General features: G+C 54.2%; 8 protein-coding genes. All 8 read left to right on the top strand.

All coding sequences use genetic code 11. The features are described from left to right. The first annotated feature begins 291 nt into the window (after positions 1 to 291). The 8 genes from MKY58_RS19595 (at position 292) to MKY58_RS19560 (ending at position 12,226) form a co-directional block, all read left to right on the top strand. A complete protein-coding gene (locus MKY58_RS19595) occupies positions 292 to 2,022 on the top strand; it encodes an ABC transporter ATP-binding protein (protein WP_339321714.1) in 1,731 nt (576 codons plus the stop codon). Between the two features lie 340 nt (positions 2,023 to 2,362). Continuing rightward, entirely contained in the window at positions 2,363 to 3,910 is a 1,548-nt protein-coding gene (locus tag MKY58_RS19590) for a helix-turn-helix domain-containing protein (protein WP_339321713.1), read from the top strand. A gap of 15 nt (positions 3,911 to 3,925) precedes the next feature. Then, entirely contained in the window at positions 3,926 to 5,773 is a 1,848-nt protein-coding gene (locus MKY58_RS19585; RefSeq protein ID WP_339321712.1) for a sensor histidine kinase, read from the top strand. Beyond that, positions 5,745 to 7,286 carry a response regulator gene (locus MKY58_RS19580; protein WP_339321711.1) on the top strand — a complete coding sequence of 514 codons (1,542 nt, stop codon included), beginning with the start codon at positions 5,745 to 5,747 and terminating at the stop codon, positions 7,284 to 7,286. The genes MKY58_RS19585 and MKY58_RS19580 overlap by 29 nt, the downstream gene beginning before the upstream one ends. A gap of 125 nt (positions 7,287 to 7,411) precedes the next feature. After that, on the top strand, positions 7,412 to 9,106 hold the full coding sequence (locus MKY58_RS19575) for an ABC transporter substrate-binding protein (protein ID WP_339321710.1): 1,695 nt from the start codon (positions 7,412 to 7,414) through the stop codon (positions 9,104 to 9,106). An 84-nt stretch (positions 9,107 to 9,190) separates the two neighbouring features. Further along, positions 9,191 to 10,156, top strand: coding sequence for an ABC transporter permease subunit (locus tag MKY58_RS19570; protein WP_339321709.1), 966 nt, complete (start codon positions 9,191 to 9,193; stop codon positions 10,154 to 10,156). Positions 10,157 to 10,158: 2 nt separating this feature from the next. Continuing rightward, positions 10,159 to 11,118, top strand: a complete 960-nt coding sequence (locus MKY58_RS19565) for a carbohydrate ABC transporter permease (protein WP_339321708.1) — start codon at positions 10,159 to 10,161, stop codon at positions 11,116 to 11,118. 94 nt (positions 11,119 to 11,212) lie between these two features. Beyond that, positions 11,213 to 12,226 (top strand): endo-1,4-beta-xylanase, encoded by a 1,014-nt coding sequence (locus MKY58_RS19560; protein ID WP_339321707.1) that lies wholly within the window; start codon positions 11,213 to 11,215, stop codon positions 12,224 to 12,226. The last annotated feature ends 53 nt before the right edge of the window (positions 12,227 to 12,279 follow it).

The following is a 12,279-nucleotide window of genomic DNA, read 5'->3' as shown; positions in this document are numbered from 1 at the left end:
CCGTTAAGACCGAAGGCGCCGCCGGCATCTTTTGAAGATGTCCGCAGCGCCTTTTGCATTTTCGCCAAGCGCGCATCGCTGGGCGGTAAAAAACGAATTTAACCATCTGCTACCGGATGCCTGAGCCTTGATTTCGAATATAATGAAACCAACCACAACGTAGGGAGGAGATCGGCATGAAAAAAACGACGGTTGCAACGCTCCAAGCATATGAGGGTGGAACTGTCGCTTAACTTGTAAACGGCAACCCCCTTGCATGCGCGTCCAAAAAACCGTATAAAGGGGTACCCTATGCGTTTTCCGATCAAAAAGTTTTTTTCTTATTACAAGCCTTATCGGAGGCTGTTCCTGTCCGTGCTGGCCTGCGCCTTGTTCGTCTCCGCCGTCACGCTGGCGTTTCCGCTGCTCGTGCGTTATATCACGAAACATGTGCTGGAGGAGGATTTGTCCCAAGCTCTGGGAAAGGTCTACTGGATCGGCGGGCTGATGCTTGTTTTGGCGGCGGTTCAGAACCTTGGAAGCTACTTCGTGGATTACAAGGGGCACGAGGTAGGGGCGCGCATGGAAAGCGACATGCGCAGCGAGTTGTTTGCCCACATGCAGAAGCTTTCTTTCGATTTTTACGACAAAGAAAAAACGGGAAGGCTGATGTCGCGCCTCACGAACGACCTGCTGTTGCTTTCCGAGCTTTATCATCACGGGCCCGAGGATTACGTCCGCTCGCTCTCCCGCTTTTTCGGAGCGCTTGCCATTTTGTTTTTTATTGACGCGCCGTTAACGCTGGCGGTGTTGTGCTTTTTCCCGATCCTCGTTTTTTTCGCCCTTTATTTCAACAAAAAGCTGAACAAGGCGTTGGCCGGAAACAAGGAGCGGATCGCGGACGTCAACGCCCAAGCGGAAGATAGTTTATCGGGCATCCGCGTCGTCCAGTCGTTTGCGGGCGAGCGGATGGAAATCGAAAAATTCGAGCGCGAGAACTCCCGGTTTCTCGAGAGCCGGAAACAAACGTACCGGGCCGAAGCGCTTTTTTACAACAGCTTCGAGATGCTGCTTCAGCTGATCACGATAACGGTCGTCATTTTCGGGAGCGCCCAAATCGTTCGCCATAAGCTGGATTTGGCGGATTTGATCACGTTTTTGCTCTATATCGGTTACATGATCGAACCCATTCAACGGATGACGCATATGAGCACGCAGCTTCAGGAAGGAGTCACCGGCTTTCAGCGTTTCATGGAAATCATGAAGTTGAAGCCAAGCATCGCCAGCAAGCCGGATGCGGCCGTGCTTGCACGCGTGAACGGGGACATCGAATTCAGGCGGGTGTCGTTCCATTACGAAGACCGCAAGACGCATGTGCTCAACGATTTGTCGCTGCGGATCCGCCCGGGGGAGTACGTTGCGCTGGTCGGTCCTTCCGGGGCGGGAAAAACGACGTTATGCTCGCTGATCCCGCGTTTTTACGACGCCACCGCAGGCGAAGTGCGGCTGGATGGAACCGACGTCCGCGATCTCGAACTGGAATCGCTCAGGAAAAACATCGGCATCGTGCAGCAGGACGTCTATTTGTTTGCCGGTACGGTCATGGAGAACCTCCGGTACGGAAATCCGGCGGCCACGGACGAGGAGATCATCGCGGCAGCCGTCAAGGCCAATGCGCATGAGTTTATCATGGGCCTGCCGCAGGGATACCGCTCGGAGATCGGGCAGCGCGGCGTCAAGCTGTCGGGCGGACAAAAACAGCGGCTGAGCATCGCCCGCGTGTTTTTGAAGAATCCGCCGATCGTCATCATGGACGAAGCGACGAGCGCGCTCGACAACGAAAGCGAAGACATCGTCAAACGGTCGCTGGAATCGCTGGCCGAAGGCCGGACGACGATCGTGATCGCCCACCGTCTTTCCACCATCCGGGGAGCCCAGCGGATTTTGGTTCTGACGGAGGATGGCCTCGCGGAAGAGGGGACCCATGACGAACTGATCGCCCGGGGCGGCGTGTATGCCCAGTTGTACGCCAAACAATTTTGAATGATGCTGTCCTGCAGCCGCCGGGTCACAAAGGCATGCAGGACAGCTTTTTTTTGCATGAAAACCTAAAATATTTAAGGTAACACCTTTAGTTTTGATCGGCGTTTCGATGAAAGGTTTTTTATAATTGGAAATGGAAGCGTTTTTTATTCGAAATCGGCACCTGCGGCAGCTCCGGAAGATCGGGGCTGCCTGCGCTGCTTCGATTGGTATTTTCAGGACCCAAGCAAGTTTGGTAGCATAAGGACTAAGCGCTTTAACGTCATGAAGGATTTGGCGAGGCCGCATCCGGATATGGAGGCTGCTCGTAAATCCGCAAAACACGGGGGAGGGAATGCAAATGATGAACGTGCTGTTGGTCGACGACGAGCCGTGGGTTCTGGAAGGGCTGCGCACGATGGTCCATTGGGGGAAGTTCGGATTTCAGGTATGCGGAGAGGCGCTGAGCGGGGCCGAAGCGCTGAACCTGATCCATCGGCTCCGCCCCGAACTCGTCGTGACGGATATTCATATGCCGGCGTTAAACGGGCTGGAGCTTGTGGAGCAATCCAAGAGGACCATGGAGCGGCCTCCGAAATTCATCATCTTGAGCGGTTACGACGATTTTGGTTATGCCCTTTCCGCCATGAAACAGAAGGTGGCCGAATATGTGCTGAAGCCGATCGACGAGGAGGAGTTCGAAGCGATTTTGCAGCGGGTCGGGGCATCGATCCAAGCCGAGTCCGCCGCGCAGCGTACGGAAAACCGCATGCATTCATTGTTTCTGAACAATCTTGTGAACAGGCTGATCCAGGGCGAAGCGGATGAAGGTCTGGAGCAGCAGGCCGCGCGGGCGTTGCATGTGAAAACCGATGCGGAACTGCGGTGTTTGCTGGTGGAGACGGACATCGGATCGGCGGATTTGCGGGAGCGGCTGCAGCTTCTTTTTCCCGGCGGGGTTGACCGGTCTTTTCAGGACAATGCGGGGAGGGTCGGCGTTATCGTGCCGACGGAAGAATATTCTGCGGATCGTCTTGAGGAGATCGGGCTTGCGTTATATCGGGATTTGACCGGGAGCTTGATCCGGCCGGTCATTATCTCGTTCAGCGATCCGCTGCCCGGCGTACGCTCCATCCGCTCCCTGTATTTGCAGGCGCTGGAGGTCAGCAAATCCAAACGCTGCCAGGGCAAGGAAGGGCTGTTTTTTTACGGCTGCTGCAGAAAAACGCCGGAACAGCGCGCGGATCACGATGAAAAAATCAAGCGGCTGGCCGAATCCGTCTGCGCGGGCTTTTCGGAAGCGGTGGAGGGCCAGGTTCACGATCTGGTAGCGTCGTTTGCATCGGGACTTTCGGACATCGAATGGGCCAAAACCCGCATCGCGGATCTGGAGCTGACGCTTTGCAGGCGAATTTCGGAGATGAACGGAACCCCCGGCCCGCTGATGGCCCGGATCCGCGAGCGGCATGGCAGCCTTGGCGACATCAAGGATTACCCGGCCCTAAAAGCGTATGTAGGATGCCTTTGCGCGGAAGCCGGCGCCCTTCTCTTGCTGCTTGCCAAACAAAACGAAAACAATACGATTTTCCATGTCATCCAATACGTGGACCGGGAATTTCACGCCAAGCTGCAGCTGCAGGATTTATCCCGGCAGTTCCACATGAACGCGACGTATTTGGGGCAATTGTTCAAAAAAACGACGGGCAAATCCTTTAACGAATACGTGAACGAAAAAAGGATCGAAGAGGCCAAAAAACTGCTGAAACGGACGCAGGCCAAAATTTCCGACGTGGCGTTAAAAGTCGGGTATCCGAACACGGATTATTTTATCAGCAAGTTTAAAAGCTACACGGGAATGCTGCCTTCGGTTTACAAGGGACAATGGGAAAACCGCCAGGCGGATCAATAGCGGGATGGTGCAGGCATGTTAGGGAAAAAAATCAGGTTCCGAAAAATCGTGAACGATATTCCGATCAACCTCAAGTTTATTTTGATCTATTTGCTCGGCGTTTTGCTGCCGATCGCCGTCATTCATCTCGTTTTTATGGACCGGATGTCCGAGCTGATCAAGCAGCGGGAGGAGCAGAACCTCGAAGTGTCGCTCGAGCGGGCCCGGAAGGACATCCACGATTTCGTAGACGGGGGCGTGGCCGTCAGCCATGCCTTGAACACGGACAAAGCGCTTTACGAGATGCTGGACCGGACATACGCGAATCCGCTCGATTTTTACGAAACGTTCGACGAGCAGCTTCGCAACCGGGTCAGCAGCTACATTCCGGTCAACAACCAAATCCTGCGGATCGGCATATACACGGATAATCCGACGATCGTGAAGGGCGGAAATTACCAGATCATCGATCAGCAGGTCAAAAACAGCGAATGGTACAAGCTGTGGGAGCGTTCGAAGGATTCGGTCCTGGTTGCGGCCTACCGGGAAGCCGAGGCGAGCAACTCCTCCGTGATCGCCCCTTATCTGAGCGTGATCGAGCGGATGGACTATTACGACTATTACGACCGGTTCGAAAAGCTGTTGCGCATCGATATCGACCTGCGGAAAATTTATGACGTGATCATCCGCGAACGGGATTATTTGAACCTGTATCTGGTCAACGAAAACGACGAAATCATCATGTCGGCGGACAGCGGCTACCAAAATGCGGTCAGCGGCGCTTACCCCGTCTTCGACCTGTCGGACAGCGAAAAAAACAAGGACATCCATGTCGTTTCGATCGGCACGGCCAAATACGTCAAGGGCTGGAAGCTGATCGGCATTACGCGGGGAACGCGGGTGAGCCAGGCGATGCGCGACATGCAGTGGTCCGTCGGGCTTCTGGCGGCCGTCATTACGCTGTTTACGTCCGTCTTCATCTACATCATGCTCCGCTCTTACAATTACCGCGTCAAAAGGTTGTCCAGGCATATGCACAAAGTGACGAACGAAAAGTTCGAGCTGATCCGCATGGACGAAGGCCAGGACGAGATCGGGGAACTGATCCGCAATTTCAACATGATGACGTCGCGCATCAATTCGTTGATCAACAACGTGTACAAGCTTGAAATTCAAAAGAAAAGCCTGGAGATGGAACAGGTGAGGGCCGAGCTGAATGTTCTCCAAAGCCAGATGAATCCCCATTTCCTGTTCAACACGCTGAACGCCATTCTTGTCGTATGCACCAAACACGAATATTCCGAGGTGACGGACATCATCAAAAGCTTGTCCAAGCTGCTGCGCAGGCTGCTCAGCTGGAAGGAGGATCTGGTGACGCTGGAGGAAGAAATCCGGTTCACGGAAATGTACCTCAAAATCGAAAAGTTTAGATTTAGGGATAAATTCGAATACCGCTTTGATGTCGACGAACGGGTTTTGAACTACAAAATACCCAAAATGAGCATCCAGCCGCTGGTGGAAAACGCCTGCAAACACGGCATTCAGGCCGTGGACGGGCAGGGGCTGATCACGGTCGGGGCCGCGATAGAAGGCGACCGGCTGCACGTATCCGTGTCCGACAACGGCAAAGGGATGTCCGCGGAAAAGCGGAATGACATCATGAAAGCCATCCAAATCGAAAACGTTTCAGGCAACAGCATCGGCATCCGCAACGTTTACCGGCGGCTGGAGCTGTATTACAACGATTTGGTTCGCTTCGATATTCAAAGCCGGTTGGACGAAGGAACGGAGGTTTTATTCGATATTCCCATGAAACTGTTAAATCAACGAGACGAACTTGCCGGGGGGGATGAACATGCGTTACAAAGTGCTGTTGATCGATGACGAACCCGGAGCTTTGGAGGGCATGATGCTGTGGATCGATTGGGAGCGGCTTGGCTTTGAGATTTGCGGAACCTCCGGCAACGGGGCCGACGGTTTGAACAAAATCAAAGAGCTGAAGCCCGATTTGGTCGTGACCGACATCCATATGCCGCTCATGGACGGACTGGAGATGATCGGCGAATGGCAAAAGGACGGGGACCGCAGCGTGATGTTCGTGATCGTCAGCGGGTACAGCGAATTCGAATATGCCCGCCGGGCGATGCGGTACGGGATCAACCATTTTTTGCTGAAGCCGATCGAAGAGGAGGATGCCGAAAAGGAACTGGAGGCCGTATACCGCGAGCTTTGCAGGGAACATGAAAAACGGAGCATCAACCTCATTGCCGCACATGAAAAAACGGTATGCCTGCTCAAAAAAGCGGCGATGGACGAGCCGCTGTCCCCGAGCGATCTCGATGCGCTCCAACGTCTGTCCGCCGCGAAGGCCGCGTGGAATTTTTGCTTGGTGCAATGCGACCCGCCGGCTTATGCCCGGATGCGCGAAACCGCTGCGGCCCTGCTGCGGGAGCGGGAAGCGATGTACCTGATCGATATCGATACGCACAGCTTCGGAATCGTGTACGGTTATGCGCCGTTCCGGGGGGCGGAGGATGAAGCGTTCCGGATTCTCGAAAGCCTGTCGGAAGCCTGCGCTTCATCCCGGGTGTTTATGGCGACAGGCATGGAGGCCGACACGCTGATGGAGCTGGGGCGGTGCTGCAAGACGGCCAAGGAGGCCGTTCTTTTCAATTTCTACGATACCGCTTACGGCCGGATCCGCACGTACGATTCGGTGAGGGACCAAACCTTCCGATACCATTACGACCAGGTGCGCCTCATCGACCGGATGACGGGGGCCCTGAACGTTCTGGATGCGCCCGGTTTCGCCGAAGCGGTGGCGTCGGCGGGGCAAAGTTTCCGCAACGAGTGCGTCGAACCCGAAATCGTCAAAAAGTTCGTCATTCATCTGATGTATCAAATGATGGACTATTGGAAGGAGCTTGGGACGGAGCAGTCCGAAAGGCTCCTGGAAGCCTGCCGTCCGCTGCCGTTCGGAATGTCGGACGCCGTCATTCACCTCGACGATTTGATGGACAGCCTGCTTGCTTGCGGCCGCGGCACGATCGAACTTCTCGCCCGCGAACAGGCGCAGAAGTCGCAGGGCATTATCCAGGAGATCAATGAATACATCCGCGCCCATTTTCGCGAGCCTTTGACGATCCGCAAGCTGTCCGAAGTATTTTTTCTGCATCCGGTGTATTTGGGGCAGCTTTTGATTCGGAAGAACGGGATCGGCTTCAACGAGCTGATCCACGATTTGCGGATCGAAGAAGCCGCTGCGCTCCTGAAGCAGGGCAAGCTGAAAAACAGCGAAATCGCCGAAAGCGTCGGTTATGCCAACTACGGGCAATTTTTGAAGCACTTCGAAAAAAGAATGGGCATGAGCCCCAACGAATTCAAAACCAAAACCTAAACTTTTTGGGGGTAATGCTTTAATTGCGATATAGTTCGGTTTTGAAAGCGATTTTACAATAAGAGTAAGTTGCTTGTAAGGGCTTCCAATCCCTGAAGTAACAAATTTTAGCGGAGGTGCTATACATGGGGGGCAAGTCAAAATCAGTGATCCGGCTCGGCATGATTATGCTGCTGTCGTTCAGCTTCATTCTGGCGGGATGCGGAGGAAGCGACAAGACGGCGACAACCGGGGACGCCAAGACCGGAAGCGAGGCATCGGGAGGCAGCGGCGAGGGGAAACCCGAACCGTTTGAAATTACGGCGTTCATCGGCGAAGCCGGCCAGCAGCCGACGCCGGACAACAAAATTTACAAAAAGATTAAGGACGAGCTGGGCGTAACCTTCAAATTCGAATTTCTGGCCGGCGACCTCAATCAGAAGCTCGGCGTCATGATCGCCGGCTCCGACTATCCGGACATCATGACGGGCAATACGAAATTGACGGCGGCAGGCGCATACATTCCGCTGGAAGACCTCATCGAAGAACATGCTCCGAATTTGAAAAAACATTACGAGAAGTACTGGAACATGATGAAGGATCCGAACGACGGGCACATTTACATTTTGCCCAACTACGGGGCCTACAACGGCGAAGTGAGCTCGACATGGTATTCCGGGCCGGCGTTCTGGATTCAGAAGGCGGTGCTGGAGGAAGCCGGATATCCGAAGGTCAAAACGCTGGACGAATATTTCGACCTGATCGCCAAGTATAAGGAAAAACATCCGAACATCGACGGCAAGCCGACGATCGGCTTCGAAATTTTGAACTATGACTGGAAAAACTGGGGCTTGTTCAACGCGCCGCAGCATTTGATCGGCCATCCGAACGACGGCAGCGTGGTCGTCAACGACGGCAAGGCGGAAATTTTCGCCGACAAGGACTATGCGAAACGTTACTATCAAAAGCTGAACGAAATTAACGCCAAAGGGCTGATCGATAAAGAAACGTTCACGCAGAACTACGATCAGTACCTCGCCAAAATTTCCAGCGGAACGGTACTGGGCATGTTCGACCAACATTGGAATTTCCAAAACGCCGAAAACGCCCTGATCACGCAGAAAAAACATGAAAGAACGTACGTAGGGCTTCCGCTCGTGTATGACGAAAGCACCAGGGATTATTATTTGGACCGCCCGGCGCTGAACCTGAACAACGGCTTCGGCATCAGCGTGAACGCCAAGGATCCGGTGAAAATAATCAAGATGTGGGACCGCCTGATCCAGGAAGACTGGCAGAAGATCCTCTCCTGGGGGATCGAAGGCGAGGACTACATCGTGAACGAAAAAGGCCGTTTCATGAAAACGCAGGAGCAGCGCGACAAATTTACGGACGCCACTTGGAAGCTGGCGAACAAAGCGGACACGCTGTACAGCTTCAGCCCGAAAATGCAAGGTTTCTTCAGCGACGGCAACGCAACGGATGGCGCGGCGCAGCCGGAAGAGTACCAGGCAGGCCTCGAAGAATACGACAAAAAGTTCCTGAAGGCCTACGGCTTCAACAGCTATGTCGATTTCTTCAGTCCGGCGCCGGAGAATCCGATCTATTATCCGGCATGGAGCGTCGATCTGGTGGAAGGTTCCGAAGCCAAAATCGTCAATACGAAGCAAAACGACTTGTCGACCAAATTTTTGCCGAAAGCGATCTTGGCAAACCCGGCCGATTTTGACGGCGTATGGACGGAATATACGAACGAGATCCACAAGCTGAACATTAAAGCTTACGAGGATCGGATCAACGAAGTTCTTCAATGGCGGATCGAGAACTGGTCGGTGAAGTAAGGCATCATAAGCTAGCTGGAGGCGGGAGGCGCCAATGCGGCCTTCCGCTTTCTTAAATCCAAGGCTCGGTGGGGAGAAAAAATGATGGAAGAGACCTTAACGAAAAAAACCGTCGTCCGCAAACCGAAAAAAGGGAAAAGGCAGCCGATAACCTGGTCCTTGATCAAAAACCAGCGGCAGTTGATCTGGATGTCGGTCCCTTTGCTGGCGTATATCATCTTGTTTTCTTACGTGCCGATCTGGGGTTGGACGATGGCTTTCCAGAATTACAAGCCGGCCCTCGATTTTGCGGATCAAAAATGGGTAGGATTCAAGCATTTCAAGTTTTTGTTTCTGGACGACAATTTTTTGCGCGTACTTCGCAATACGCTCGCCATGAGCGTCATCAATCTGGTATTGGGGTTTGTGACGGCGATTGTTTTGGCGCTTTTGCTGAACGAAATCAAAAAAGTGTTCTGGAAACGGACGGTACAGACCATTTCCTATTTGCCGCATTTCCTGTCCTGGGTCATCGTCACCGGCATCGTGGCGACAACCTTGGCTTCGGACGGCATCGTCAACGACGTTTTGATGAAGCTGCATTTGATTAAGGAGCCGATCCTGTGGCTCAGCGAAGGCCATTATTTTTGGGGCGTCGTCGGCGCTTCCCACGTCTGGAAGGAAGTCGGCTGGAACACGATCATTTATTTGGCCGCCATGTCTTCCATCGATCCGGCGCTGTACGAAGCCGCCGAAATCGACGGGGCCAGCCGTTACAAGAAAATGTTCCACGTCACGCTTCCGGGCATCAAGCCGACCATCGTCATTTTGTTGATCATGTCGATCGGCCATATCTTGGAAGCGGGATTTGAGGTGCAGTATCTGCTCGGCAACGGGCTTGTCGTGGATTGGGCGGAAACGATCGACATCTTTGTGCTGAAGTACGGGATAGCGCAAGGCAACTATTCGTTAGCGACGGCCGGCGGCATATTCAAAACCGTCGTCAGCGTCACGATGCTGCTGATCGCCAACTGGATTGCCAAACGACTAGGGGAAGAGAGGCTGTTATAGACATGGGAAACCAAACCATCACCCCGGGGCCGGTGCCGGCTGCTGCGACGTATAAACGGAGCGGGAAAAGCCGGATCGAGCCGACTCTTTTTCATACGTTCAACACCGTGTTCATGATCTTGCTGGTCGTGGTCACGCTGTATCCCTTCCTGAACACGATCGTCGTTTCGTTTAATGCCGGCAACGATACGATTCGGGGCGGACTTTACTTGTGGCCGCGGCAGTTTACGCTGCAAAACTACAAGGCCGTTTTTGCGTCGGGAACGATCTACAACGCTTTCCTGATTTCCGTGGCGAGGACGGTGCTTTCCACCGTGCTGAACATCTTTTTGACGACGATGCTCGCCTACACGCTCAGCCGGCGGGAATACGTATTCCGCAAGCCGATCACGCTTATATTCGTGCTGACGATGTATTTTAACGCCGGCTTGATTCCGGGATACTTCCTGATGAAAGATTTGCATCTGATCAATACGTTTTGGGTCTACGTCCTTCCGTCGATGATCAGCGCGTTTAATATGATCGTGATCCGCACGTATATCGGCACGATCCCCGAAAGCCTGGTGGAGTCGGCAAAAATCGACGGAGCGGGGGAGTTCAAAATTTTTTGGCGGATCATTTTTCCGCTATGCAAACCCGTGCTCGCCACCATCGCGCTGTTTGTCGCCGTAGGGGCGTGGAACTCCTGGTTTGACGCCTTCCTGTTCACCTCGTCGCGGCAGGAGCTCAGCACGCTGCAATACGAGCTGATGAAGCTGCTGTCTTCCAGCATGAATGCCAACAGCAACCCGGCCGTGGCCAACGGGGCCGGCATGACGCAGGATGCGGCCGTTTCGATGGTGACCCCGTTGTCGATCCGGGCAGCGGTTACGATCGTGGCTTCCGTGCCGATCTTGCTCGTCTATCCGTTTATGCAAAAATATTTTGTGGTCGGACTGAACGTGGGAAGCGTAAAAGAATAAGCGGTATGCGAAAGGTTTAACTTAACCCGGGAGGACGGTGCTTCCCGAAGATCCGAATCCATCGTTTTACGGCAAGCAGAAGGGGGAGAGGTTCATGAATCAACCAAAGACGGCCGAGCCAGCGTTAAAAGACGTGTTTGCGGACGATTTCAAGATCGGGGCAGCGGTCAGCTCCGGGACAATTAAAACGCAAGAGGAACTTTTGAAGCGGCATTTTAACAGCGTGACCGCGGAAAACGAGATGAAGTTCGAAAATATTCATCCGGCGGAGGACGTCTACGCGTTTGACGAGTCCGACACAATCATCGATTTTGCGCGCCGGCACGGCATGGCTGTGCGGGGACATACGCTGGTGTGGCATAACCAAACCGGAGACTGGCTGTTTCAGGACGGGGACGGACGCCCCGCCGGCAAGGGGGTTCTGCTGGAGCGGCTTCGCTCCCATATCGAAACCGTTGTCGGACGGTACAAAGGCGATATTTATGCCTGGGACGTCGTCAATGAAGCGGTCGCCGACGAGGGCGGCGAACTGCTCCGGCCGTCGAAATGGCTGGATATCGCAGGTCCCGGCTTTATCGCCAAAGCGTTTGAATTCGCGCATGAAGCCGATCCAAACGCCCGGTTGTTCTACAACGACTATAATGAATCCCATCCGCATAAACGCGACAAAATCTACGCCTTGGTCAAGTCGCTGCTCGAACAGGGCGTTCCGATCCACGGCATCGGCCTGCAGGCGCACTGGAACATTTTCGATCCGTCGCTGGACGATATCCGCGCGGCAATCGAAAAATACGCCTCCCTGGGGCTGGAGCTTCAGCTGACGGAGCTGGACGTGTCGGTTTTCCGGTTTGACGACCGGCGGACGGATCTGGCGGAGCCCGAGCCCGGCATGCTGGAACGGCAGGCCGAGGTGTACGAAGCGGTGTTCCGGCTGCTGAAGGAATACCGCGGGACGGTCAGCGCCGTCACGTTCTGGGGAGCCGCGGACGATTATACGTGGCTGGACGATTTTCCGGTGCGCGGCCGTAAAAACTGGCCGTTCCTGTTCGACGAGCGGCACCGGCCGAAACCGGCCTATGACCGCGTGGCCCGGCTTGCGGGAAAATAAATACCGGGGGCTCGAACGAAAAAACGGGTCTGAAGCCCGGCGGAAAGAGGAAA

Source organism: Paenibacillus sp. FSL W8-0194 (genome assembly GCF_037969745.1).
GTDB classification, from domain to species: Bacteria; Bacillota; Bacilli; order Paenibacillales; family Paenibacillaceae; genus Paenibacillus_AQ; species Paenibacillus_AQ cookii.
Note: the sequence above shows the minus strand (reverse complement) of the source record. Positions and strands in the feature narration are given on the sequence as shown.